Origin of the sequence: Thermosynechococcus sp. B3 (assembly GCF_030323045.1) — a bacterium.
Taxonomy (GTDB): Bacteria; Cyanobacteriota; Cyanobacteriia; order Thermosynechococcales; family Thermosynechococcaceae; genus Thermosynechococcus.
On record NZ_CP097584.1, the window covers coordinates 2,353,639 to 2,378,191 of the forward strand.

The 24,553-nt window shown below is 53.9% G+C and carries 23 protein-coding genes; 13 read left to right on the top strand and 10 right to left on the bottom strand.

Features of this window, described 5'->3' with window-relative positions:
- Window positions 1-2: 2 nt before the first annotated feature.
- The 3 genes from M0646_RS11630 to M0646_RS11640 are packed head-to-tail and all read left to right on the top strand — an operon-like array spanning window position 3 to window position 1,955.
- Window positions 3-965 (top strand): aldo/keto reductase, encoded by a 963-nt coding sequence (locus M0646_RS11630; protein WP_286649668.1) that lies wholly within the window; start codon window positions 3-5, stop codon window positions 963-965.
- A gap of 21 nt (window positions 966-986) precedes the next feature.
- Entirely contained in the window at window positions 987-1,163 is a 177-nt protein-coding gene (locus M0646_RS11635; protein WP_206200825.1) for a hypothetical protein, read from the top strand.
- A complete protein-coding gene (locus tag M0646_RS11640; RefSeq protein ID WP_286625812.1) occupies window positions 1,164-1,955 on the top strand; it encodes a cobalt-precorrin-6A reductase in 792 nt (263 codons plus the stop codon).
- Here M0646_RS11640 and ilvD read toward each other — a convergent pair.
- Genes ilvD through M0646_RS11655 form a run of 3 tightly spaced genes read right to left on the bottom strand, consistent with a single transcriptional unit; the run spans window position 1,918 to window position 4,914 of the window.
- Complete coding sequence (gene ilvD, locus M0646_RS11645; RefSeq protein ID WP_149821036.1) at window positions 1,918-3,600, bottom strand: dihydroxy-acid dehydratase; 1,683 nt, start codon at window positions 3,598-3,600, stop codon at window positions 1,918-1,920. The two genes, M0646_RS11640 and ilvD, sit on opposite strands and share 38 nt — an antisense overlap.
- A 41-nt stretch (window positions 3,601-3,641) precedes the next feature.
- Window positions 3,642-4,619, bottom strand: a complete 978-nt coding sequence (locus M0646_RS11650) for a stage II sporulation protein M (protein ID WP_286649669.1) — start codon at window positions 4,617-4,619, stop codon at window positions 3,642-3,644.
- A complete protein-coding gene (locus M0646_RS11655; RefSeq protein ID WP_286625814.1) occupies window positions 4,609-4,914 on the bottom strand; it encodes a hypothetical protein in 306 nt (101 codons plus the stop codon). Before M0646_RS11655 ends, M0646_RS11650 begins: the two co-directional genes overlap by 11 nt.
- A gap of 96 nt (window positions 4,915-5,010) precedes the next feature.
- Between M0646_RS11655 and M0646_RS11660 the strand changes: the two genes are divergently transcribed.
- Window positions 5,011-5,358 carry a hypothetical protein gene (locus M0646_RS11660; protein ID WP_286649670.1) on the top strand — a complete coding sequence of 116 codons (348 nt, stop codon included), beginning with the start codon at window positions 5,011-5,013 and terminating at the stop codon, window positions 5,356-5,358.
- Here M0646_RS11660 and mtnA read toward each other — a convergent pair.
- The 3 genes from mtnA to M0646_RS11675 form a co-directional block, all read right to left on the bottom strand.
- On the bottom strand, window positions 5,355-6,422 hold the full coding sequence (mtnA, locus tag M0646_RS11665; protein WP_286625817.1) for an S-methyl-5-thioribose-1-phosphate isomerase: 1,068 nt from the start codon (window positions 6,420-6,422) through the stop codon (window positions 5,355-5,357). The genes M0646_RS11660 and mtnA overlap by 4 nt on opposite strands.
- Before the next feature lie 77 nt (window positions 6,423-6,499).
- Window positions 6,500-7,447, bottom strand: coding sequence for an asparaginase (locus M0646_RS11670; protein WP_255451666.1), 948 nt, complete (start codon window positions 7,445-7,447; stop codon window positions 6,500-6,502).
- Window positions 7,448-7,490: 43 nt separating this feature from the next.
- Complete coding sequence (locus tag M0646_RS11675; RefSeq protein WP_149821048.1) at window positions 7,491-7,982, bottom strand: CGLD27 family protein; 492 nt, start codon at window positions 7,980-7,982, stop codon at window positions 7,491-7,493.
- A gap of 186 nt (window positions 7,983-8,168) precedes the next feature.
- Here M0646_RS11675 and M0646_RS11680 point away from each other — a divergent pair, with 186 nt between their 5' ends.
- The 4 genes from M0646_RS11680 (at window position 8,169) to M0646_RS11695 (ending at window position 13,384) form a co-directional block, all read left to right on the top strand.
- Window positions 8,169-8,783, top strand: a complete 615-nt coding sequence (locus tag M0646_RS11680; RefSeq protein ID WP_149821050.1) for a precorrin-8X methylmutase — start codon at window positions 8,169-8,171, stop codon at window positions 8,781-8,783.
- On the top strand, window positions 8,764-9,315 hold the full coding sequence (gene rimM / locus M0646_RS11685; RefSeq protein WP_286649671.1) for a ribosome maturation factor RimM: 552 nt from the start codon (window positions 8,764-8,766) through the stop codon (window positions 9,313-9,315). Before M0646_RS11680 ends, rimM begins: the two co-directional genes overlap by 20 nt.
- Window positions 9,316-9,515: 200 nt before the next feature.
- Window positions 9,516-12,401 (top strand): translation initiation factor IF-2, encoded by a 2,886-nt coding sequence (infB, locus tag M0646_RS11690; RefSeq protein WP_286649672.1) that lies wholly within the window; start codon window positions 9,516-9,518, stop codon window positions 12,399-12,401.
- Between the two features lie 65 nt (window positions 12,402-12,466).
- Window positions 12,467-13,384 (top strand): ABC transporter substrate-binding protein, encoded by a 918-nt coding sequence (locus M0646_RS11695; protein ID WP_149821056.1) that lies wholly within the window; start codon window positions 12,467-12,469, stop codon window positions 13,382-13,384.
- Between the two features lie 150 nt (window positions 13,385-13,534).
- On the opposite strand, the gene M0646_RS11700 is transcribed toward M0646_RS11695, so the two are convergent.
- A complete protein-coding gene (locus M0646_RS11700; RefSeq protein WP_190278089.1) occupies window positions 13,535-13,897 on the bottom strand; it encodes a hypothetical protein in 363 nt (120 codons plus the stop codon).
- Between the two features lie 118 nt (window positions 13,898-14,015).
- On the bottom strand, window positions 14,016-15,509 hold the full coding sequence (locus tag M0646_RS11705; RefSeq protein WP_226971963.1) for a pitrilysin family protein: 1,494 nt from the start codon (window positions 15,507-15,509) through the stop codon (window positions 14,016-14,018).
- 316 nt (window positions 15,510-15,825) lie between these two features.
- On the opposite strand from M0646_RS11705, the gene M0646_RS11710 reads away from it, so the two are divergent.
- Window positions 15,826-18,354, top strand: a complete 2,529-nt coding sequence (locus M0646_RS11710) for an EAL domain-containing protein (protein ID WP_286625823.1) — start codon at window positions 15,826-15,828, stop codon at window positions 18,352-18,354.
- Here M0646_RS11710 and M0646_RS11715 read toward each other — a convergent pair.
- Window positions 18,307-19,725: a sugar transferase gene (locus M0646_RS11715; RefSeq protein WP_399374392.1), complete on the bottom strand. Its 1,419-nt coding sequence runs from the start codon at window positions 19,723-19,725 to the stop codon at window positions 18,307-18,309. The genes M0646_RS11710 and M0646_RS11715 overlap by 48 nt on opposite strands.
- 137 nt (window positions 19,726-19,862) lie before the next feature.
- Here M0646_RS11715 and M0646_RS11720 point away from each other — a divergent pair, with 137 nt between their 5' ends.
- From M0646_RS11720 to dxs, 3 genes are all read left to right on the top strand, one after another.
- Window positions 19,863-20,378, top strand: coding sequence for a cofactor assembly of complex C subunit B (locus tag M0646_RS11720; protein WP_149821060.1), 516 nt, complete (start codon window positions 19,863-19,865; stop codon window positions 20,376-20,378).
- A 77-nt stretch (window positions 20,379-20,455) separates the two neighbouring features.
- The gene (locus M0646_RS11725) at window positions 20,456-21,034 is read left to right on the top strand and encodes a hypothetical protein (protein WP_190278090.1); all 579 of its coding nucleotides are present in this window, start codon (window positions 20,456-20,458) and stop codon (window positions 21,032-21,034) included.
- A 104-nt stretch (window positions 21,035-21,138) separates the two neighbouring features.
- Window positions 21,139-23,052: a 1-deoxy-D-xylulose-5-phosphate synthase gene (dxs, locus tag M0646_RS11730; protein WP_286625826.1), complete on the top strand. Its 1,914-nt coding sequence runs from the start codon at window positions 21,139-21,141 to the stop codon at window positions 23,050-23,052.
- Here the strand turns inward: dxs and M0646_RS11735 are convergent.
- Window positions 23,049-24,143 carry a beta-ketoacyl-ACP synthase gene (locus M0646_RS11735; protein ID WP_286625827.1) on the bottom strand — a complete coding sequence of 365 codons (1,095 nt, stop codon included), beginning with the start codon at window positions 24,141-24,143 and terminating at the stop codon, window positions 23,049-23,051. The two genes, dxs and M0646_RS11735, sit on opposite strands and share 4 nt — an antisense overlap.
- Before the next feature lie 55 nt (window positions 24,144-24,198).
- Here M0646_RS11735 and cutA point away from each other — a divergent pair, with 55 nt between their 5' ends.
- The gene (gene cutA, locus M0646_RS11740; protein WP_286649673.1) at window positions 24,199-24,552 is read left to right on the top strand and encodes a divalent-cation tolerance protein CutA; all 354 of its coding nucleotides are present in this window, start codon (window positions 24,199-24,201) and stop codon (window positions 24,550-24,552) included.
- Window position 24,553 lies beyond the last annotated feature (1 nt).

Below are 24,553 nucleotides of genomic sequence, written 5' to 3' on the forward strand. Positions count from 1 at the left end.
TTATGCAAACTCGCCCCCTCGGCCGCACAGAGATTCAAATTACACCGCTGATTCTTGGCACTTGGCAAGCAGGCAAACGCTGGTGGGTCGGTATTGAAGATGAGGAGTCCATTCGCACGATTCGTACCGCTGTCGAAGCAGGGATGACCACCATTGATACGGCTGAGGTCTATGGGGATGGTCATTCAGAGCGGATTATGGCCGCCGCCGTGGGAGACTTGCGCGATCGCTGTGTCTATGCGACGAAGGTCTTTGCCAATCACTTGCGCTACAAGGAGGTGATTGCCGCCTGCGAGCGATCGCTGCGCAACCTGAACACTGATTACATTGACCTCTACCAAATTCACTGGCCCGCCGGTTCCTTTGGCTCGGAAATCGTGCCCATCGAGGAAACCATGCAGGCAATGGTGGAGTTGCAAGTGGCGGGCAAAATCCGTGCCATTGGGGTCTCCAACTTTTCCCGTGCTCAACTGGCGGAGGCGATGCAGTACGGACGCATTGAGAGTGTCCAGCCCCCCTATTCCCTCTTTTGGCGTTGGGCAGAAACAGAACTCATCCCCTTCTGTATTGAGCATGAGATTACGGTTTTGGCCTACTCCTCTCTGGCTCAAGGGTTACTCACGGGTCGCTTTGGCCCCGGCCACCAGTTCGATCCCGAAGATAACCGCGCCAAAAACCAACTTTTTCAGGGGGAAACTTACGCCCGTGCCCTTGAAGCCATTGAACTGATGAAGCCCATTGCCACCAGCTTGGGCACAACGATAGGGAATTTAGCCTTGGCGTGGCTACTCCATCAACCGCAAACCTGTGCCATTGTTGGTGCCCGCCATCCAGAGCAGGTGCTAGAAAATATCAAAGCGGCTGACCTCCACTTGGATGAGTCGATTTTGGCCATGCTCGATGAAATTAGCCAGCCAGTCATCGCCACCCTTGATTCGGAGAATCCAGTAATGTGGAAGTGGTAGTTCAGATTCACCAATGTGTTTATGGAACTCCTTGGTCTTGGTGCAATTGTTCTCTACTTCTTAATTGCCCTGCGCTTTTGGCAAGGGTTTCACCGCACGTACTACACACAATCGCGCTTTGTCCTCAGCGTGCTGTGGCTACCGCTGCTCATGAATAAGTCCTATCGGGAAAACTTTCGCCGCGCACTGCTGGGCTAGGTGACTGGGGCGATTTGGCTGATTGGCGGCACCCAAGAGAGTCGCTGGATTGCCCAATTAATTGTCTGCCAAGGGTTTCCCTGCTGGGTGAGCGTGACCACAGCGGCGGCCTGCCATCTTTATGACGCGCATCCGTTGTTGAGTTGCCATATCGAGCGCTTGACCCCTGAGCGTGCCCGTGAGTTTATCGAGCAACATTCGATTCGAGCCGTAGTGGATGCGTCCCATCCCTTTGCGGTGGCAATCTCTGCCCTTGCCATTGCCATCAGCCAAGAATTTGGCTTGCCCTACCTGCGCTTTGAACGCCCAGCATTTCCGCCAGTTCTTGGCATCTATACTGATTTGCCAACACTGCTGCAAGGGAATCTCCTCATGGGTGAGCGGGTGTTGCTGACCCTAGGAGTCAAACATTTGGCAGCTTTTGTGCCCCTCCAGCGTCAGGCTACCCTCTTTGCACGGATTTTGCCCACAACAAGCGCACTGGAGGCTGCCTTGGCGGCGGGGTTCGATCGCCAGCGCTTAATTGCCATTTTCCCCCCCGTATCGCGAGAGTTAGAGCGCGCCCTCTGGCAACAGTGGCAGATTACAACGGTGGTGACCAAGGCCTCGGGTACCGAGAGTGAGCAGATCAAACAGGCGATTGCCCGTGAGCTGGGGGTGAAGCTGATTACACTGCAACGCCCGCCTATGGTTTATCCGCGCCAAACAAGCGATCGCGCTGGTATCGAGGCCTTTTTGCAGGAATTAGCCACCTCTAAACAAAGCGATCAGTCACCGCCCCCAGACTACTAGAAGACACTAGCTTAGCATACTTGGCCAATACCCCACGGGTATAGCGAGGTGCCGGGGGCTGCCATTTAGCCCGCCGCGCTGCCAGTTCTTCCTCACTGACATTCAGTTGCAGCAGCCGCTGATGGGCATCAATGGTGATCGAGTCTCCCTCCTCCACAAGGGCGATCGTCCCACCCACTGCCGCCTCCGGAGCCACGTGACCCACAACCATGCCATAGGTTCCACCAGAGAAGCGACCATCGGTAATGAGGCCGACACTATCCCCTAAACCGGCACCAATAATGGCAGAGGTGGGAGCCAGCATTTCTCGCATCCCCGGACCACCCACAGGGCCTTCATAGCGAATGACAATGACATCGCCGGGGTTGATCTTGCCGGCAAGAATGGCATCAAGACAGGCTTCCTCGGAGTCAAAGACGCGGGCCGGCCCAGTAATTTGGGGATTTTTCACGCCGGAGATTTTGGCCACAGCCCCCTCACTGGCTAAATTACCCTTGAGAATGGTCAGGTGGCCAGTGGCGTAGAGAGGCTTGTCAAACGGACGAATCACCTCTTGGTTGGGGTCGGGGGTATTGGGCACATCCCGCAGCCGCTCGGCAATGGTTTCCCCCGTAATCGTGAGGCAATCCCCGTGGAGCAAGCCAGCATTGAGGAGCATTTTCATTACTTGGGGAATGCCCCCTGCCCGATGTAGATCCGCAGTCACGTATTTACCCGAGGGCTTGAGATCGCAGAGAACGGGCACCCGCTGGCGAATGGTTTCAAAGTCATCAATGGTGAGGGGAACCTCGGCACTGTGGGCGATCGCCAGAAAGTGCAGCACGGCATTTGTCGAGCCACCGATCGCCATAATCACACTGAGGGCATTTTCAATGGATTTGCGGGTGATAATATCGCGGGGTCGAATATTCTTACGAATCGCCTCCACCAGCACCTTGCCCGCTAACTCTGTATTGTCGGCTTTTTCAGCATCCTCCGCTGTCATTGTTGAGGAGTACATCAGGCTCATGCCCATGGCTTCAAAGGCTGAGGACATTGTGTTGGCCGTGAACATCCCGCCGCAGGAACCCGCCCCCGGACAGGCATGGTGTTCAATCGCATGGAGCGTCGCCTCATCCATTTTGCCGGCACTAAACTGACCCACGGCTTCAAAGGCGCTAACAACCGTCAGGTCTTGACCCTGCCAATGACCGGGCTTAATCGTGCCCCCATAGACAAAAATGGCAGGAATGTTCATCCGTGCCATGGCAATCATCGCGCCGGGCATATTTTTGTCGCAGCCACCGATCGCCAGCACCCCATCCATACTTTGGGCATTACAGGCGGTTTCAATTGAATCAGCAATCACATCCCGCGAGACCAAGGAGTATTTCATCCCCTCCGTGCCCATGGAAATACCATCGCTGACCGTAATTGTGCCAAACAACTGCGGCATCCCCCCCGCTGCGCGAATGCCTGCTTCGGCGCGACTGGCAAGGGCGGCAATCCCCATATTGCAAGGGGTAATCGTACTGTGGGCACTGGCCACCCCAACAATCGGCTTGTTGAAATCGTCATCGCCAAAGCCCACGGCTCGCAGCATGGCTCGGTTGGGGGTGCGTTGAACGCCTTCTGTAATGATGCGACTGCGCCAGTTTTCTGCCATAGTGTTCTCGCGATCGGCCTAAACGTCAATAAAGCATCCTTCTATTTTCCCTCACCCGTGGGCGATCGCTCTAGCGGCCAAGCCAAATAAAAGCCTAAAGCCGCAAACAACCCTAGGCCAGACAAATATTTCACACTGTTGGGAATCAGGGGATTGGGCGACCAGAAGCCCTCGATAATGCCCGCAATCACCAAGAGGGGAACAATGCCAAACATCAGTTGTGCTGCCAAAGCGCCATTGCGTTTGAGTGCGCTCAGGCGACGGTAACGCCCCGGCAAGAGAATCGCTTGCCCCAACAACAGACCCGCAGCGCCGGCTAGAAAAATTGCAGGCAGCTCCAAAGCACCATGGGAACTGACAAACGCCCAAAAGGGATACCCTAGGTTGTTTTGCGCCACCAAGGCAGCGATCGCCCCGATATGCAGACCGTTATTCCAGAGGATATAGAGGGTTCCTAGTCCCCCTAGGATGCCGCCCGCTAGCATTGTAAAAGCCACACTCAGGTTATTGGTCATAATGGCACTGGAGGCTAGGGGTTCAACCCCCACGATCGATCCCATCCAGAGCTTGCCCTCCTCTTCCACGAGGGACAGAATGTCTGAGGGCACCACCAGCTCCAAAAATTGGCGATCGCTCCACGCATACCACCAAGAGATCGCCGCCGCCACCAGAAATACCCCCAAGGCAAAGGCCGTATAGACCCATGTTTGCTGGACAACCGCTGGGAAGCCCCGCTGGAAAAACCACCAAACTTGGCGCCAATCTTGGGAGCGCTCACCCTGATAGACTTGGCTATAACTCCGCAAGGTGAGACCCTGCAAATAGTTGACGATGCTACTGCCCAAGCGGCGAGTTTTTGCCCGCGCTAAATCCGCACTAACCAAGCGGTACAACTGACTGAGGCGGCAAATCTCCGTTGCCGATAGCGCTTGAATCCCCTCTGTCTCAGCACGGTTGAGGAGGTGTTCTAGCTCTAGCCACTGCGGCTCTTGGCGGATCAGCCAGCGTTCAACATTCATGACTATCCGATTCCTCTTGAATTGCCCCCAAAAAAGACTCTAGGCGTTTGCGGGGAATGTAGGGCCAGCCGCCATTGGTTTCAATATCCCGCAGTAGTTTATAGAGCGCTTGGCGGTTGGTGGGCAAGGCCGCTTGAAACTGATTGTTACAAATTTCACGATGCAATTGCTCTAAAAGCCGCAGCAATGCCAACAGGTCATGGACATTTCCATTGGCTCGCTCAGCCGCGATACGGATCCGTTCAGCAAGGGCGTTGAGGTCGGTTGTACTTAAAGAGGATGGTGAGGAAATCATTTTTTCTATTTTTTCTATAAAGCTTTTTGAACTAAGAATAACGATGTTCTAGCACAATTGCTACGATCGTATTACCAAAGAAAGAGGTTTCTGACCATGTTTCGGACACCTGTTGCCCTTGTGGGGGCAGCAACGTTGAGCCTCAGTCTGGCGATCGCCCCGCCTAGTTTCGCAGAAATGGAAGTGGAAGTGGCTCGCGACAGTAAAGGCCGTGTTTACACTGTGGATATGGATTCCCGTCGCTTTTATAGAAATAGGAATGGCATTATCCAAGTGGATTTTAGCCTCTCGACCCTTGGCGACGATTACTGGCATCGGGCAACAGCATCCTGTAATCCCTACGATGTTAAGAGTGATGATTACGGTTGGGATTGGACGGGAACCAAAAGCTATCCTCCCGGTACGATAGCGGGTGATATTGCCCGTGCAGTCTGCCGCCGTTAACCTGCTGCTGCACCAATACCCCGTGCAAGGTCAGCGGGAGCAAAAACCCCTAGCTCTGTAATAATGCCACTAATTAAATGGGCAGGGGTGACATCAAAGGCAGGGTTGTAAAAATCTACCCCAGCGGGTGTAATGCGGCTAAACCCCACCTGATAAATTTCTTGGGGGTGGCGCTCCTCAATGGGAATTTCCGCCCCAGTGGCAATTTTAGTATCAATTGTAGAAAGGGGGGCAGCGACAAAGAAGGGAATGTTGTGGGCTTTGGCGGCAAGAGCCACACTATAGGTACCAATTTTGTTGGCGGTGTCCCCATTCAGGGCAATGCGATCGGCGCCCACCACCACCGCATCAATCATCCCCCGCTGCATACAGTGCGCCGCCATCGTATCCGCCAGCAGGGTGACAGGAATGCCCTCTTGCACACATTCCCAAGCGGTTAATTTCGCTCCCTGAAGACGAGGACGAGTTTCATCGGCATAGACTCGCTCCAAGCGACCCGCCGCCCAAGCCGCACGCACCACCCCTAACGCTGTTCCATAGCCTGCTGTCGCTAGGGCACCGGCATTGCAGTGGGTAAGCAAGCGCAACTTCTCGGGTGTTTTCGGCAGGACACTAAGGCCGTTTTCACCAATGGCTTGACAGGTTTGCACATCTTCACGGGCAATGGTTTGGGCGGTTTCAAGAAGGTGCTGCTGGAGTTCCTCAAGGCTGGCTGTGGCTTGCTGGGCTGCCCCAAGCATGCGATCGATGGCCCAAAATAAATTCACTGCCGTGGGGCGGGTTTGCCGCAATTCGGAAGCGACATTCTCTAGGTGAGCCAAGAAGCCCTCGCGATCGCTCCCTGTGTATTCCCGTGCCCCTAAGACCATACCAAAAGCTGCTGCCACACCAATCGCTGGCGCACCCCGTACAATCATCGTCCGAATGGCGGTGGCCATCTCCGCTGCGGTGGTGATGTCCTTGAGTTCATACTGTTCTGGCAAGCGGGTTTGGTCAATTAACTGCACGCGATTGCCCGCCCACACCACAGGAAAGATGGTTCCGACATTTGCTGTGACAGCCACAACAGCCTCCGTGCTCACTAAAATTGAATACAAATCATAACCCAAGGGAGAGCCTATTCAGGCTAGAATCTAGCCCCCTAGGCAAAGGTCAGTTCACCATTCACCTCGAGACGGGTAAATTGGTTGGGAATCAGAAACTGCTCCCCCAAGGCTTCCGCCACACTGGGAGTAATCCAGCCCAGTTGCTTCAACAGTTGAATGGCAACGGCATACTTAGCACGCTTCGCACCATCACTCACCTTAATCGCCAATCCCATCCCTTCGCCCACACGACCCACACACTGAATCCCCTCAGCTCCGGACTTACTGAGGATTTCCCCCTCCGTGAGGCGCATCAGCTCGCTATCAAAGGCACCGGGACCGGCAACAAAATCAGGGTGGTGGGTCATGGCACGAACGACGCGCTCCATTGCCCAGTCATTGCCCGAGGCCAGTTGGCCGTAAAGGGTAGCCATCTGCACCAGTTGCATCAAATACGTGGGCGCCCCACAGTCGTCGTGGGCACAGATAAATTCTGCGGCGGGCATCTTCAGTAGTTCCGCCACCTTAGAGAGGATCAGAGCCTGAACGGGGTGATTTTTGTGCAGATAACTTGCCAATGGCCAATTACGCTGTTGACAAACCGCTAGCATCCCCGCATGTTTACCCGAACAGTTGTGCTGCAGTGCCCCTTGGCGGCCGGGGGGAACGGGACATTGCAAGGCGGTGGGATCCACATCGGCACGCCAGAGGATGTTAAAGACTTGGCGCACTTGCTCAATACGACCTTGGTGAGAGCTACAGATAATCGCGAGGTCGCGATCGCTCAAGTCAAACCGCTCCATCGTTCCCGTGGTGGTCACTGCCAAGGCTTGAAAGGGCTTGAGGGCAGAGCGGATAAAAGCAGCGGTTTCAGCGTTTCCTGCAAGGGCAAGAATTCGCCCCCGGGCGTCACAGACCACGGCATGGGCATGGTGGCGCGACTCAACAATCCCTTCCCGCAGTAAGCAAACATCGAGGAGAGGGGCTTGGGTGCGTTTGGACATAGGTTCGGTCATGCAGGTCAATGAGCAACAATATCAGCAGCAGCTACAGGAGTGCCCAAGCAAGGGTCAGTCCCAAAGAAAAGATCACGAGCGCCAAAAGGGTTACCTGTAACCGTTGTAAAATCGGGCGCAACTCGTAGGTATAGATCAGGCGATCTTGAGCCAATTCAGCTTCGGGTTTTTGCCACTCCTGACCGTCGTACCAGCCTGTTTCCTCATAAATGACGGTGGGACGGTGCAGGCGATCGCCCACGTAGGCCCAACCGAGTACAAGGCGCAAAAGAATCAGCAACAGCAGGAAGTTTGCTCCTAGCGCCCCAGCGAAGAAAACATGTAGGGGTGCCTCTTTCAGAGAAAAGCTGGCGATCGCCACCGGTCCACTGACTAGCCAAGCCATCCCCCACAGCAGTAGCAAACGCCGTTGAAAGCGTGGCCGCGGCCAACTCGACCATTCAAAAAACCAAGAGGCTTTGAGGTCACGATATTCGTTGATCGGTCGTTGATCTGCCGGGACAGGACAGAGAATCTGAGACACAGTGGCACAAGTTCAAGGACGCTGTTTCCAGCATACCAGTCTCGCTGAAATCGTGGATCGCCACACCATGCATGAAATCGGGCGATCGCCCCGTACACTAGAGGGTGTCACGCCTACCCCGCGTCTAGTGGGGGGAAAACTTTGTTGCTATATTGATTATTCCCTAGCTCCCTTGCGGCACCTTTGATGGAATGGCACCAGTCTGACGTTGCACAACTACGGGTTATTGACCAGTTGCTGGCCGGGCACAACCTGAGTCCAGCACAGTACGATATTACGCGCCGTGTGATTTATGCGACGGGGGATTTAGAATATCTGAATTTGATTGTCTATTCAGAGCAGGCCCTGCAATCCGGTGTGGCTGCCCTTGCCGCTCATACCCCGATTGTGGTGGATGTGACGATGGTGCAGGTGGGGGTGCTCTCCTACACCCAAAACACCTTTGGCAATCCCATTTACTGTGGGGCAGAAACCTTCACCCGTCCGCAGCAGGAAAAGTCCCGCATTGCTTTTGGCATAGAAACCTTGGCACGACGCCATCCCACGGCTATTTTTGTCCTCAGTAGTGATCATTCAGCCCTAGAACCTCTCCTGACTTTAGTGGAGGCTCAGGAAATTCGCCCTGCCTTAATTATTGACGCTGCCCCCAATTTTCTCCCCCCCATTTTGGATCGCCTGCAAAAGTCTTGGGTGCCCCACATCTCCATTAAGGGTTGCAAGGGGGGCGTGAGCGTTGCCACAGCAATTATGAACGGTTTACTCAAGTTGGCTTGGACGGCCTATGGTGACCCCCTTCCCTGAGACAAGTGAATGGCTCTGTATCGGCCAAATTGTCGGTGCCCACGGCCTGCGGGGGGAGGTGAAGGTCAAGCCCTTTAGTGATTTTCCCGAACGCTTTACCGTAGCGGGTTCTCGTTGGTTGCGATCGCCCCGGCAGCCCCAACCCTATGCGGTTACCCTTGTGCGCGGGCGATTTTTACCCCGTGTCGAACAGTTTGTGGTTACCTTTGCCGAAGTCAGCGATCGCACCGCAGCGGAGGCACTCAAGGGGGCAGAAATTTTAGTCCCCGCCAGCGATCGCCCACCCCTTGCTGCAAATGAATACCACCTCATGGACTTGATTGGACTCGCCGTGTATCACCACGGTGAGCGAGTTGGCGAAGTGGTGGGCTTGGTCAATGCCGGCAATGACCTACTAGAAGTGCAGTTACTCGACCCAGCGCAAGAAGCCCGCCGATCAGTGTATATTCCTTTTGTGCCAGCCATCGTGCCGCTGGTTGATCTAGCAGCCCGCAGAATTGAAATTGATCCCCCCTTGGGGCTGTTGCCCTGATCAATCCCTACCAAAATCGTTAATAATAGGGATACTTCTATTTTTTTAGCCCCGACTCTTGAGATTGTTGTTGAGTGAGTTGCCCCAACCCATCCCTTAAAACCCATTAATTCCACCTTGACGGTAGCCTTTACTTGAGCGATCGCGATCGCCCTACCGTTTGCCCCTTTGTAGAGATTTCAGAGCCTTTGAGAGACAGCATGAGCATTGGTAAAGTTCGCATTTATGACCTATCAAAAGAACTCAACCTAGATAATCGAGATTTATTGGCGATCTGTGAACAGTTGGGAATTGCCTATAAAAGTCACAGCAGCACAATTTCCGATGCCGATGCCGATCGCATTCGCGAAGCTGCCAAAACCTATCAACCCCATAGTGCCTCTCCCCGTAAAGTTTCAAAAACACCTCCTCCTGTGAAGAAAGCCGCAGCCCCTCCAAAAACGCAGCAAATTGTTGCTGTCCACACTCAACCCCGCTCTGAGACACCAGAAGCGCCCAAGCCTCAATTACAACAACCTCCCGCTCGTCCCCAAGCACCGCAGCCCCCTGCGCGACCCACACCCCCTGCGCCGGTTGCCACCAAGCCAGTGGAACCTGTGGCGCCCAAACCCCCTACACCTCCCGCAAAACCCGAACCGACACCACCGCGTCCAGCGCCTACTTTAGTCCCCCCGCCCGCCCGCCCCACCAAGAAAGCGGAAAAAGTCGCTGCGGCTCCCCCGCCCCGCAAAGAGCTAAAGGAACCCCCCAAAAAAGAAAAGGTGGCGATCGCTCCTGCGAAACCCAGCAGTCAAGATCGCATTGAAATTGTCCAGCGGGCAGTTCCCCCGGCACCCGTCAAGCCCCCGGAAATGGCGCCCAAGCCAGCTTTACCAGAGCTACAACCGCCACCCAAACCCGTTGCGCCAGTCCTGCGGGCACCAAATCCACCCAAGCCCGTCACCGAAACCGTTGAGGTACTCGATGACAAGTCCGTTAGCAAAGTCATCAAAGACCGCCACCGTCACAAAGACTTTGATGATGAGGAGAACAAACGGAAATCCTCCCGCGTCGTCAAGTTGCGTGAAGAAGTCATTGACGAAGAGGAAGAACTAGAACTTACCAGCCGTTTGGTCGGGGCACACCAAGTAACCGTTGATGTCAGCCAATCGCTGCAACGGCCACCCAAGCCCAAGGCGCCTCGTCCCGCCCGCCCCGTTACACCAGCGGCGAAAACCGAAAAAAGCAGCGAGAAAAAACAACCCCGCCATCGCGATCGCCGTCACGAAGAGCCAGCCGAAGCACCACCGCCCGATCACATTACGATTGAAGGCCCGATGTCAGTGCAGGAGTTGGCCAGTTTAGTGCGTCGCCCCGAAGCGGAAATCATTAAAATTCTCTTCTTTAAGGGAATTGCCGCCACCATCAACCAAACCCTTGAGGTGGAAACAATTGAACTCGTGGCCAAGGAATTGGGGATTACGGTGGAAACGGCACAGCAGAAAGCCGAGGCCACAAAAGTCACCGAAATGCTGGAGTCGAGCGACCTCGATCACCTGCAACGGCGTCCACCCGTAGTCACGATTATGGGTCACGTGGATCATGGCAAAACCAGCCTTCTCGATGCCATTCGCAATGCCAAAGTGGCCCAAGGGGAAGCAGGCGGCATCACCCAACACATTGGCGCCTACCACGTGGATGTCGAACACAACGGCGAAAAACATCAGGTCGTCTTTCTCGATACCCCCGGTCACGAAGCCTTTACCGCCATGCGGGCACGGGGGGCACGGGTCACCGATATTGCTGTTCTCGTGGTTGCTGCCGATGATGGGGTGCAACCTCAAACCATTGAAGCCATTAGCCACGCCAAAGCAGCTAAAGTGCCGATCATTGTCGCCATTAACAAAATTGACAAAGAGTCTGCCCAACCGGAGCGGGTCAAGCAGGAACTCACCGAATACGGCTTGGTGCCCGAAGAGTGGGGGGGCGACACGATTATGGTTCCCGTCAGTGCCCTGCAACAGCAAAATCTCGATACGCTCCTAGAAATGATCCTGCTGGTGGCTGAGGTGGAGGATCTCTACGCCAATCCCGATCGCCCTGCCAAAGGCACCGTCATTGAAGCCCACTTGGATCGGGCACGGGGACCTGTGGCCACATTGCTGGTACAAAACGGTACCCTGCGGGTCGGCGATATTCTGGTGGCAGGTGCCTGTTTTGGTCGGGTTCGCGCCATGATTGACGATCGCGGGCAGCGTGTCGAGGCAGCAACCCCCTCCTTTGCTGTCGAAGTCTTGGGTCTGGCGGATGTCCCTGCTGCCGGGGATGAATTTGAAGTCCTCAGCGATGAAAAAGCCGCCCGTGCCCTTGTGGAGGAGCGAGCCGCCGCTCAACGCCAATCCCGCCTTGCCCAAGCCGCAGCCGCCCGGCGGGTCTCCCTTACCTCGTTGTCCAGTCAAGCCCGCGAAGGGGAACTCAAGGAACTCAATCTCATTCTCAAAGCCGACGTTCAAGGTTCCGTCGAGGCGATTTTGGCGGCCCTCAACCAACTGCCCCAAGATCAAGTACAGTTGCGAGTCTTGTTGGCTGCCCCCGGCGAAATTACTGAAACCGATGTTGACCTTGCCGCCGCCAGTAGTGCCGTCATCATTGGCTTTAATACGACCCTTGCCTCAGGGGCACGCCAAGCGGCTGAGCAGCACAATGTTGATGTCCGCGAATACAACATCATCTATAAGCTCCTCGATGATATTCAAGGGGCAATGGAGGGGATGCTGGAACCCGAACTGGTCGAGGAAGAACTGGGTCAAGCCGAAGTGCGAGCTATCTTCCCCCTCAGCAAAGGAGCTGTGGCCGGTTGTTATGTCCTCAATGGCAAGCTCGTGCGCAACTGCAAAGTACGGGTGCTGCGCCAGCAAAGCGTCATTCACACAGGCATCTTGAGTTCGCTAAAACGCCTGAAGGACGATGTCCGCGAAGTTGCGGCGGGCTACGAATGTGGTGTGCGCTTGGATGATTTTCAACAATGGCAGGAAGGAGATATTATTTACGCCTTCCAAACAGTAACAAAACGTCGTAGTCTTGGCAGCGGTAGCGATAGAAACTAAACTGAGTCAAAGTTGATCAATTGATAACTCTAAATTCAAGATCAACCTGATGTGAGGAGAGCGCTATGGGACTGCACCGTCGTACGTTTTTGCGCCGTGTGGCACAGGGGATGGGGGCAATCGCGATCGCCACAGGGAGTAAAACCCTACTCACGGCCTGTGCCGGCAATGTCGATTCGACCTCTGGAACGTCAACTACGGGCACTGTCTCCAGCAAAGGTCTCCTCAATCCCGGTACATTGGCTTGGGGGGCTGAGGCGATTAGTGGTGCTCCCTACGTTTTTTACGACCCAGTTGATCCCGGTAAGTTGATTGGCTTTGAGGTGGAAATTGCCGACGCGATCGCCCAACTAATGGGGGTCAATGCCGTATTCGTTGCCACTGCCTACGATCAACTGTCCGCTGCCCTTGCCGCCAATCGCTTTGACATGATTCTTAACGGTTGGGAGATCACCACCGATCGCGATCGCACCCAACTCTTTTCCCAGCCCTACTATCGCTATGGCCAACAGATCGTTGTCCGAGCCAATGACCCCCGTTTTGAGCAATACACTGCCACGAGTGAAGTCACACTGGCCAATCTGGCTGGCATGACTGTCGGCACTGGCATTGGCTACAAAGCCCAAGAAATTCTTGAAAGGGACAAAAACATTAAAACCCGTGCCTACGATGGCAACCTGCCCTTTGATGATCTCGCCCAAGGGCGGATTGATGCCGTGATGCTAGACTATCCGATTGTTGCCTACTATGTTCTTGGCGCCGGTCCGGGGGGCACAGTGAACAATAGCCTGCGTCCAATTGGTGTCCCGATCTTTTTGAATAACTATGTGATTGCCTTTAATAAGAACAACCCCAAAGGAGAAACCCTCAAAACAGAAGTTGATCAAGCCATCGACATCCTCAAGAAGGACGGCACATTACGCCGCATCTACGAAAAATGGAAAATGTGGAATGATCAACAGACCCAAATTGGGATTGTGTGACATCCTCCCGACGCTGACCCTACGGTTCTCAACCTCACTTCTCGCTTGTGGGGCGAGGGATGACTAAAATCGTGAGGATGGTATTAGGGAGCAGGGCAAGCAGGTTAATCCAGCGGCTCATACTTGGATCCTACTCCCTTGTATCCAGTATTAACCCAATTGATTGAGGGGAGGCTGGCCACGCATTTGCCGTAAGGCATTTAGACACAGGGGACAATCACAGCCAAATAGCGCGATCGCGGTATTACTTTCTTCCTCAGTAAACTCTAGTACAGGAGGGGGCAGCGAACCATTATCACGACTGGCTTGCAGTTTTGTTTCCTGAGCGCCTAGGCGAGTACAGACCAGTTGAAACTTCTGGTGGGGATTAGTGACACACTCACTGCTTTCTGGAGGTGGCACGGGAATGGGGGTACTGAGTTGGGCATGGGCAGGTGCAATCAATGCGACCAAGCTCAGGACGGATCCCAAAAAGGTAGGGCTGACTAAAAGAGCGAGACGCAAAGCTGACATAGGGTTTCCTCACAACTTGTTACTTGATTTTGGAAAAGGTCTGTATCGCTAGTCTAACGATGATTGCTTGATTTGGCACAGCCGCGCAATATTCTGAATGCGAAAGCTCATCTTGCTCTTAGGATTGAGATTGTCGTTGCTGGCAATTTGTCGTAGGGCAGGGGATGCGATCGCCCACAATCAGGGTACGCCACTGTTCTGGTTTTAGGCGGGTTTGTGCCACCCGTTGCAGATCTGCTGCCGTTGCGGCTTTAACGGCTCGCTGATAGCGGAAGATAAAATCCTTGGGCAAATCGTAGTATTCGTAGCGCAGGAGACGATTGAGAATTTGCAGGCGATCGCGAAAATTAAAGACAAAGGAGTTGAGAATACTGTCTTTGGCGTAGTTCAGTTCTGCGGCACTAACGGGTTCCTGTTGCAGTCGCTGGATTTCCTGCCGTAGGGCGCTGAGAAACTTGGCTGTGGTTTCTGTTTGCGTTTGGCCAACGCCATAAAACACCCCCGGATAGTCAAATTCGGGACTCCAAGCGGCATAAACACTATAGGCCAAGCCCTGGCGCGATCGCACTTCATTGAAAAGACGCCCACCAAAGCCATTGAGAACCCCATTGAGAACATAGAAGTTAAACACGTCCGGATCTTTGAGCGTCCCCCCCAATTGCCCCGTGTAGATATAGCTTTGGGAGAGATGGGGGCGATTAATCACCACCGTTGTTGGCGACGTATCAACTGTTACCCTAGGTAAGGGGGGCAAAGGAGGTAAATTCGGTGGATCTTGCCATGAGCCAAAAATTGCTTCAAGGCGATCGCCCATTTGCGAGGCATCAAAGTCGCCCACCAAGCCCAAAATACAGCGGGAGGGAGCGAGGTACCTGCGGTAAAACTGCTGCACATCCGCCGGTGTGATCTTGGCAAGGGTCTCTAACTCTTGGGTGCGGGCATAGGGACTCTCAGCACCGTAGATCAGCTTGTAAAATTCCCGTTCTGCTTGGGCATTGGGTTGATCATCGCGGCGTTGAATGATCCCTTGCCGCCGCCGAATCGCCAGTTCAAATCGCTCTGGTTCTACTGCTGGCGCTTGGAGCATCTCCGCTAGTTGGCTTAGAACCGCTTCACTGTGTTCCTTGAGGCTGTTGAAATTAATCCGCCCTAAACTTTTGCCGACACCCGATTCAATGGCTGCTGCTCGATCCTCAAGCCATTGGTCAATTTCAGCGGCACGATGAACTTGGGTGCCACCCGTGCGAATCAGGTCGCCACTGACTTCTGCCAAACCCACCTGAGCCGGCGGATCCCAACGACTACCTGCCCGAAAGATTAAGGTGCCTCGCACCAAGGGCCACTCGTGATCCTCTAGGAGATAGACCACCATCCCATTGGCCAACTGACGGCGTTCATAGGCCGGCACTTGAATTTCCGGTAAGGGGGGAAATGTCAGCTCAGTGTAGTGCTTGGGGGTCATGGCTGCTGCCAAAGGGGGTGGGATCAACCATAGCAGGAGAGCCACTACGAGTCCAAGGCAAAGCGATCGCCCCACTGGACGGCGTCTTTGGAGCCAGACAGCCATCGAGAGAAAAAGAATAAAAATAATCCGATAGGATGAAGCCAACATATAACTGTTTTCTAAATTATGGGATATGTGAGGGGGATATCATCCTCTCCCAGAGCAGCTTTCACAGTTTTAAGTGTGTTCCATCGATGTGAAAAAGACTGCCACCCATGAAAATTACATTACACTGTTAAGAAATGCTTAACTTATTCCAAGTATTGTCAGGATAAAGACTGCACTGCAACCCAGTAAATTTTCTGTAAACAGAATAAAATCTCACGTCCTAGAATAGCAAGTGAGTCTCTTCATCAATACCGGCTTGATTGGGGAGTTTCTAGTGAAAACCGTTCCGTCATGAGAATTTGCCGAGGCGATTGATGTGAAGTCTGATCCGCCGAAGAAGTGGCGCCATCTTCTCGTTATTGAGGATCAAGAGGGTCGGCGTACCATTCCCTTGGAAGCCAGTACCTATACAATTGGGCGACATCCCAGTAATACGATTGTTCTTAAGTCGCCAATGGTTTCCCGTCAGCACGCTGTTTTGCTACGGGTTTTGGATCCCAGCAGTGGTAATTTTTTCTTTCGCCTCATTGATGGCGATCTACAAGGGAAGCGCAGTGTCAATGGTCTGACGGTCAATGGCAAGCCCTGTCAATCCCACATTCTCCAGCATAAGGATTTGATCGTCTTTGGGGGTGATGTGCGTGCCCGCTACCACGCGATCGCCAATATTTCTGACTCCGGGTTCAATCGCTACACCCGCGCCCTCGAAGCATCAAGTATCTCAGATCAAGACGTGGCCTCTTTGGGGGGTGCCTTCGTCAGCAGTGAAATGTCTGAGGTGACCGAAATCCAACTGCTGCGGTTGTCCTCTTTTCCAGAGTTAAGTCCCTATCCGATCATTGAACTGGCTCCCAATGGCCAAATTACCTATCTCAACCCAGCGGCCATTCAGGAATTTCCCGATCTTGGGGAACCAGATGTGCAGCATCCGCTGCTATCGCGCCTCAAAAGCTGGTCGTTGCAGGAAAAGCGATTTTCTGTTGAAGAAATCAACGTTGGCGATCGCACCTACGAAGTGACAATCCATCTGCTGCGGGAGAGCCAATTAATTCGCTGCTACATTACCGATATTACTGAACGCAAACGTTCTGAACTCGCCCTGCGCATTAGTGAAGAACGCTATGCTCTGGCAGCTGAGGGCGCCAATGATGGCCTTTGGGATTGGCAAATTAGCGATCGCTCGATGTATTATTCTCCCCGCTGGGAACTGCTGGTTGGCGAAACCCCCGGTACCCTACAACCCACCATCGAGGAATGGTGGCGGCGTGTCCACCCCGATGACCTAGAGCAGCTACGCCAGAGCATGAAGGAGCATCTTCTCAGTACCCGTCCCCATTTTGAGTGTGAGTTTCGGATTAAACACGCCGATGGCAGTTACCGTTGGATGCGATCGCGAGGCAAAGCCCTGCGCAATGAAGAGGGGCAGCCCTATCGCATGGCCGGTTCGATGACCGATGTCACAGAGTACCACTTGATTCAGGAGCAAATTCTCCACGATGCGCTGCACGATGCCATGACGGGGCTACCCAACCGGGTGCTCTTTATGGATCGGCTGACGCAGGCCATTACCCGCCGCGTGCGACGTCCCAACTCCCTCTTTGCGGTGCTGTTTTTAGATGTGGATCGCTTTAAGGTGATCAACGATAGCTTGGGGCACTTAGCTGGGGATCAACTCCTGATTGGCATTGGCCAGCGACTGACGGCCTGTACCCGCGCTGAGGACACGATCGCCCGCCTTGGGGGTGATGAATTTGCCATTCTCTTGGAGGAGTTAACGACTCCCGCCCAAGCGATCGAAGTGGCAGAACGAGTGCTAGTGGCTCTGAGCCGTCCCTTTCTCCTTGAGGGGCATGAAGTCTTTACCAGTGCCAGTATTGGCATTGCCTTCCCCAGCGAGGAAAGCAAAACGGCTGAGGACTTATTGCGAGATGCGGATACCGCCATGTACCGCGCGAAATCCTTGGGCAAAGCTCGCTATGAAGTCTTTAGCATGACGATGCGTGCCCAGAGCATTGCCCTGATGCAAATGGAAACTGATCTGCGACGGGCGGCAGAGCGCGATGAATTTTTGGTGTACTATCAACCGATTGTTGATCTATCAACGCTCAATATTGTCGGCTTTGAAACGCTGCTGCGCTGGCAACATCCCGAACGGGGAATCGTCTCCCCTAGTGAATTCATGACTGTCGCCGAAGAAACGGGTCTGATCCTACCCATTAGTTGGTGGGTGATGGCAGAAGCCTGTCGGCAAATGCAACGCTGGTCAAAGGTGTTTCCCCGCAGTCGCGGTTTAAGCATTAGTGTCAACCTCAGCGGTCGTCATTTCCAGCAAGCGGATCTGCTGCTCAACTTAAGATCAATTTTGTCAGAAACAGAATTTCCCGCTGAGCGACTGCGCCTTGAGGTGACCGAGGGCATCTTGATTGACAACAAGGAGGTGGCGATCGCCACCCTTGAGGAAATTCGCGCCATGGGCATTGGCGTGTATATGGACGACTTTGGTACAGGATATTCTTCCCTGAGTTATTTGCACCGTTTTCCCATTGACACACTAAAAATTGATCGCACGTTTATTTCCGCTCTCAACAATGAGGAATCTTCGGCGACAATTGTGCACACGATTCTCATGCTGGCGCATTCTTTGCGGTTGAAGGTGGTGGCGGAGGGTATTGAAACACGCGATCAGTATCGCGTTCTTCAGGCGCTTGGCTGCAACTATGGCCAAGGTTATTTCTTTGCCCGCCCCCTCTCAGCTCAACAGGTGGAACAGTTATTTGCCAGCCAATTGTTGCCGCACCTAGTACGCCCCACTGCCAAAAAGCACAATACGCACCGTCTCCACTAAAATTTCCAAATCCAGATTGAGCGACCAATTGTCAATGTAGTAGAGGTCAAGGCGTGCCGCTTCATCAAAGTTGCCAATCTCAGAGCGGCCAGAAATTTGCCACAGCCCGGTAATCCCTGGCATCACCTGATGGCGAATATGGTGCCAAGAATGAAAACGGGCAACATCCCGCAGGGGTAGCGGACGCGGCCCCACTAAGCTCATGTCTCCCCAGAGGACATTAAACAGTTGCGGCAGTTCATCAATGCTGGTCTTGCGCAGGAAACTGCCGAGGCGCGTGCAGCGGGGGTCGTTTTTGACCTTGAAGAGAATGCCATCGGCGGATTCATTTTGTGTTTCCAACTGCGCTTGGAGTTGCGGGGCATCGGCTCGCATGGTGCGAAATTTCCACATCTGAAAGACTTGGCCGTGGAGTCCTACCCGCTCTTGGCGGAAAAAGACAGGCCCTGGGGAGGTGAGTTTGATGGCGATCGCCACCACGATAAAGAGGGGTGCCAGCACCACGATGCCAAAGAGTGCCAAAATCACGTCCAAATAGCGCTTCAGCCGATATTCCCAACCATTGAGATACGTCATATCTACCCGCAGGGTGGGCAAAGCCGCCACAATTTCCGGGGTGCCGCGGCGGTAGAGCATTTCCAAGCTGGAGGGGATCAACCGTAGGGCAATGCCATGTTGGCGTAGCTGCCAATAGAGGGCTGAAGCGAGATGGGCTGGGGGGAGGCCTTCTACAATCACCTCTTGGGCTTGACAGTTGAGAATCTCGGTCAGGGTTTCCGGTTCATTGGCCATGGTGGCGATCGCCCTGCCGACAATCTTATAGTTCGAGCGTTGCTCTAGTAGGCTGCTGAGATGCTCCTGTCGCTCCGGGGGCGCCACCAGAAAAGCGCGAATCGGTTGCCGTAGGGTGCAAATTTTAAACGCCAGACTCACGGCTAAGCGCAAGATCACGGCGAAAACCACACTGAGACCCCAAGCACTAAAAAACAGTGAGCGAGGCAAATCTACCTTGGGATCATAGAAGTAGGCGATCGCCAGTGCCAACAAATAGCCCAAGCTCAGTACCTTAGCAAGGCGCAGATAATTTTTCCAATGGCCGCGCGGGTGATACAGCCCACTCACAGCAATCAAAAACAATAGACCAGTGGCAAAGAGCCAAAAGACACTGGGCAATCCCAGCCAGTACCACGCTGCTAAATCAGGGGGCAACGGCGCATAGAAGCGATTGAGTTGTAAGCCCAACTTCCAAGCCAACACCAACCCCACGAGGTCACTGGTCAATAGCAGCAGGGCAAAGGCCGTTTCTGAGCGTAACCACATCCGACGGCAGCGGGGTGCCCGAATATCGCGGGGAGACGTGTGAGACCGCATCATGGAGCAACACAACAACAATGGCTAGGGTTTAGTATTCCGCAGAACCCCAAGGGGCGATCGCGGTGCAATATCTCTTTGCAGACCCCCATAAATCCTTGACAATAAGAGACAAACAGTCCATTTACCTAACCTCCATGTCCAGCGATTTAATTTATCCTTCCACTCTCTTACTCACGAGTCTCTTGGCCGTCGGATTTGTGTTTTTTATTCGTGCTTCCACCAAAGAACGCATTGAAACCAAAGAATGGCTCATTGCCCAGCCCATTGCTGAACTTGCTCCCCGCCTCAAGCAGTATTTCCAGCAGCGGGGCTACCGCCTGCATACCGTCAGTGCTGATGGCAGTGAAGTGACGTTTCAGGGAAATGTTGCCGCTAGTCCCTTTTTGGCCGCATTGCTTTTTGGCCTTGCCGTCTCCGGTGCCACAGCGATCGCCCTTGTGTTGACCGTTCTCTTTCCCGATCGCGGCATTCTGGCCTTTGGTCTGATTGGCCTGACGCCCATTGCCCCGTGGTTCTATTGGCGAGGTGCCCAACGGCTCGAAACCGTCAAACTCTCTTTGCAACCCCATGCGATCGGTACCCAAGTCACCCTAGAGGGACACCGCGATGAACTAATGACTTTCGAGAACACGGTGTTGGGAGCTTTGTAGGCTGCCTTCTTGGCTGAGGTGCATAACGGAAAAAACATCACAGGATAATCTTTTGACGACCTGTGAGGGACTTCGCGATGACCTACTCGCAAACCACCACCACCACTGATGAGCGTACCTTTGGTCAACTCCTGCTTGAACTCGACATCCACCTCAGTCCCGAAGAAGTGGATCGTTTAGAGAAAAACTTTCGGGTGTATCTCGCCTGTGAAGGCTACCCCCTCACTAAAGTTCCCCACTGCGCTGTCGAGCGTCAGGTAGATAGTCATGGTCGCTTGATGGCTGAAACGGTCAAGCCCAGTTCCCTAGAGACCAACGCCGCCTTTGAGCGGGCTTGTCAATGTGCTCAGATGTCCCTGAGTCACCTCAGTGCGATGACCGAACGCTTCCTAGGGGATCTCCAAGACTTGGCCACAAGCCACGGTTACCCCAAACGGTTGGGAACTGACCTTGCGCGGGGAATTCTCGCCAACTATTGGCAACAGTGGGGTCGGGAGCGATTTTACCAATGGGTGATTTGGTTGGTGGAAAATTACACCAATGAATCCACGGAAGAAATTCGTGAATTGAGCGAACTCTATGAAACAGCGTTAGAAATTTATGATCAACTGTTTCGGGATTATTGCGGCTTTTCACCGCGTCTAGGGGCGAAATAATACCCAACTTCGGTGGGGGACTTTGCTAGAATCAGTCAACAGATAGTTTTTCTGTGGTCAGCGGTAGGCTATCGCTCCTAGGTATCTTGCGAGGTCGGGTTTCTATGCACTTAAGTGAACTCACCCATCCCAACCAGTTGCATGGGTTGTCCATTGCCCAATTGAGTCAAATTGCCGCCCAAATCCGCGACAAACATTTGGAAACGGTGGCGGCCACGGGAGGACACCTTGGACCGGGCTTGGGGGTTGTCGAACTCACCCTCGCACTCTACCAAACCCTTGACTTAGACAGAGATCGTGTGGTCTGGGATGTGGGGCACCAAGCCTACCCCCACAAAATGTTGACGGGTCGCTACAACAACTTCCATACCCTGCGGCAAAAGGGAGGAATTGCTGGCTATCTCAACCTCCGCGAAAGCCCCTTTGATCACTTTGGTGCCGGTCATGCCTCCACCAGTATTTCCGCGGCCTTAGGGATGGCGATCGCCCGCGATCTCAAGGGAGAGAAGTTCAAAGTCGTGGCCATTATTGGTGATGGTGCTTTAACTGGGGGGATGGCGCTAGAAGCGATTAACCACGCCGGCCACTTGCCCCACACCAACCTGATGGTGGTGCTGAACGACAATGAGATGTCCATTTCCCCCAATGTGGGCGCGATTCCCCGCTATCTGAATAAAATCCGCCTCTCGCCGCAGGTGCAATTTATTACTGATAACCTCGAAGAGCAGTTCAAACATATCCCCTTCTTTGGTGAAAACCTAACCCCAGAGATGCAGCGCATCAAGGAGGGCATGAAACGCCTTGCGGTTCCTAAGGTGGGCGCCGTCTTTGAGGAACTGGGCTTTACTTACGTTGGTCCGGTGGATGGCCACAATTTGGAAGAACTCATTACCACATTCCAACATGCCCATACGATTTCCGGTCCTGTCTTGGTTCACGTGGCAACGGTTAAGGGCAAAGGCTACGCGATCGCCGAGAAAGACCAAGTGGGCTACCATGCACAAAACCCCTTTGATCTCGTCACTGGTAAGGCCAAACCCTCCAGCAAACCCAAGCCCCCCAGCTACTCCAAAGTCTTTGGCGAAACCCTGACTAAACTCGCAGAAAACGATCCGCGCATTGTTGGCATTACAGCGGCGATGGCCACGGGTACAGGGCTAGATATCCTCCAAAAACGGGTGCCCAACCAATACATTGATGTCGGCATTGCCGAGCAGCACGCCGTAACAATGGCCGCCGGCATGGCCACCCAAGGAATGCGCCCCGTAGCGGCGATTTACTCCACCTTCTTGCAGCGCGCCTACGACCAAATTGTTCACGATGTCTGCATCCAAAAGCTACCCGTCTTCTTCTGCATGGATCGGGCGGGGATTGTCGGTGCTGATGGCCCGACCCACCAAGGGATGTACGACATTGCCTATTTGCGCTGCCTACCCAATATGGTGCTGATGGCACCCAAGGATGAGGCGGAATTGCAACGCATGATTGTAACGGGCATCAACTACACCGATGGCCCGATCGCCCTACGCTATCCCCGGGGCAATGGCTATGGTGTCGCCCTCATGGAGGAAGGCTGGGAACCCCTCGAAATCGGCAAAGGGGAACTCCTGCGCCCCGGTGAAGAGATTCTCTTGGTGGCCTACGGCTCAATGGTCTATCCGGCGATGCAAGTGGCAGAAATCCTCAAGGAACACGGCATGAGTGCCGCAGTGATCAATGCCCGCTTTGCCAAACCGCTAGATACTGAGTTGATTCTGCCTTTGGCGAAACAAATTGGCCGCGTGGTCACCTTAGAAGAAGGCTGCCTGATGGGGGGCTTTGGCTCGGCGGTACTCGAGGTACTCCAAGAGGCGGATATTTTGGTGCCGGTGTTACGTTTAGGAGTACCGGATATCTTGGTTGAGCACGCTAGTCCCGAAGAATCAAAGGCTGACTTAGGACTCACACCCCCACAAATGGCTAAAACGATCATGGAAAAGTTTGGGGTGGCTCAACCAAGGGTGGTCACTGCCTCCTAGGGAGGGGCGAGGACAATCGCGGCATTTTGCCCCCCAAAGCCGTAACTACAGCAGAGAATGTGCTCTAGAGGGGCAGAACGCGTCTGTTGGACAATGTCCAAGTCAAAGTCGGGAGTCTCACAGCCAACACAGGGAGGAATCTGCTGCTCCCGTAAGGATAAGCAAGAGAGGGCGATCGCGATCGCGCCAGCAGCACCTAGGGTATGCCCAAGGGCCCCTTTGTGACTGGTGACCGCAACCCCTTGACCAAAAAGGGTTTGCATCCAAGTGGCTTCGGCGGCATCGTTACGCTGTGTGCCCGTACCGTGACTATGGATACAGTCGATCTGTGGCGGTGTTAGCCCCGCCTGAGCCAAGGCCTTTTGAATGGCTAGGAAAGCACCGGTTTGGTGGACACTGGGGGCAGCCATATGCTCGGCATCAGCACTGAGACCCACTCCAGCAATTCGGGCATAGGGGTCAATGCCTCGCGATCGCGCCCGTGCCTCAGATTCTAGGACGACAATAGCACCGCCGGCCGCTAAGCCAAATCCCTGCCGCTGGCGATCGAAGGGGGCCGCACGCTCCTGAGCCAATACCCCCAACTGCCGAAATCCCGCCAAGGTCAAGGGGGAGACGGCGGACTCGACCCCTCCCGCCAACACCAGATCACACTGGTTCTGCTCAATGAGTAATGCCCCTTGGGCGATCGCCCACATTCCCGTGGCACAGGCGGCTGTGGGGTTGAGCACTATCCCCTGAATGCCTGCAATTTGTGCTACCTGCTGCGAGACAGTTGCTGGCAAGGTTTGTAACCATGTTTCTCGCGATAGAGAAGGCTGCCGTAACCACGTTTCCCACTGTGCTTGAAAGCCCCGACTGGAGCCAACCACCACTCCAGCATCGCCTAGGGGAACCGTTAATTTTGCGTCGTTGAGCGCTTGAGTTGTCGTCGCAGCAATAATTTTCTCAATCGGTAAGGTCGTTGCACCCACCAGTCCTTTAGGCGTGGCGATGAGTGCCGTTTTTCCTTGACAGTAGCGCCGCCATGTGGCGATCGCGCTCTCCCCCAGAGCTGTCCACAGACCAATACCGGTAATAACAACATTCACTGCACGATTTTATTCAAGATTTGTTCAGGATATGATCGACATCATCAAGCGTGACGTGAGGACAGCAGGCTTGGAAGCGGCAATGGAGTATTGTGTGGTGATGGTTACCACGGCCACAGAAGCTGAGGCACTCTCCTTGGCCGATCAACTCGTGGCTGAGCACCTCGCTGCCTGTGTGCAAATTCTGCCTATTCAATCAATATACCGCTGGCAAGAAACCGTACATCGCGATCCAGAATGGCAATTGCTCATTAAAACTCGCATCACTTTATTTGAGCAGGTGCGCGATCGCCTGCTGGCATTACACAGTTATGAAGTTCCAGAAATCATTGCCCTGCCAATTATTGCCGGTTCTCCTGCTTACTTGAGTTGGGTCAAAGAACAAACTCAAAAAATCTCTAGAGGTTAAG

Bases quoted from the DNA above. Each gene is read 5' to 3' on its own strand.
- M0646_RS11630 (WP_286649668.1), top strand. From the start codon at position 3: ATGCAAACTCGCCCCCTCGGCCGCACAGAGATTCAAATTACACCGCTG.
- M0646_RS11635 (WP_206200825.1), top strand. From the start codon at position 987: ATGGAACTCCTTGGTCTTGGTGCAATTGTTCTCTACTTCTTAATTGCC.
- ilvD (WP_149821036.1), bottom strand. From the start codon at position 3,600: ATGGCAGAAAACTGGCGCAGTCGCATCATTACAGAAGGCGTTCAACGC.
- M0646_RS11650 (WP_286649669.1), bottom strand. From the start codon at position 4,619: ATGAATGTTGAACGCTGGCTGATCCGCCAAGAGCCGCAGTGGCTAGAG.
- M0646_RS11655 (WP_286625814.1), bottom strand. From the start codon at position 4,914: ATGATTTCCTCACCATCCTCTTTAAGTACAACCGACCTCAACGCCCTT.
- M0646_RS11660 (WP_286649670.1), top strand. From the start codon at position 5,011: ATGTTTCGGACACCTGTTGCCCTTGTGGGGGCAGCAACGTTGAGCCTC.
- M0646_RS11670 (WP_255451666.1), bottom strand. From the start codon at position 7,447: ATGTCCAAACGCACCCAAGCCCCTCTCCTCGATGTTTGCTTACTGCGG.
- M0646_RS11680 (WP_149821050.1), top strand. From the start codon at position 8,169: ATGGAATGGCACCAGTCTGACGTTGCACAACTACGGGTTATTGACCAG.
- rimM (WP_286649671.1), top strand. From the start codon at position 8,764: ATGGTGACCCCCTTCCCTGAGACAAGTGAATGGCTCTGTATCGGCCAA.
- infB (WP_286649672.1), top strand. From the start codon at position 9,516: ATGAGCATTGGTAAAGTTCGCATTTATGACCTATCAAAAGAACTCAAC.
- M0646_RS11695 (WP_149821056.1), top strand. From the start codon at position 12,467: ATGGGACTGCACCGTCGTACGTTTTTGCGCCGTGTGGCACAGGGGATG.
- M0646_RS11700 (WP_190278089.1), bottom strand. From the start codon at position 13,897: ATGTCAGCTTTGCGTCTCGCTCTTTTAGTCAGCCCTACCTTTTTGGGA.
- M0646_RS11705 (WP_226971963.1), bottom strand. From the start codon at position 15,509: ATGTTGGCTTCATCCTATCGGATTATTTTTATTCTTTTTCTCTCGATG.
- M0646_RS11715 (WP_399374392.1), bottom strand. From the start codon at position 19,725: ATGCGGTCTCACACGTCTCCCCGCGATATTCGGGCACCCCGCTGCCGT.
- M0646_RS11720 (WP_149821060.1), top strand. From the start codon at position 19,863: ATGTCCAGCGATTTAATTTATCCTTCCACTCTCTTACTCACGAGTCTC.
- M0646_RS11725 (WP_190278090.1), top strand. From the start codon at position 20,456: ATGACCTACTCGCAAACCACCACCACCACTGATGAGCGTACCTTTGGT.
- dxs (WP_286625826.1), top strand. From the start codon at position 21,139: ATGCACTTAAGTGAACTCACCCATCCCAACCAGTTGCATGGGTTGTCC.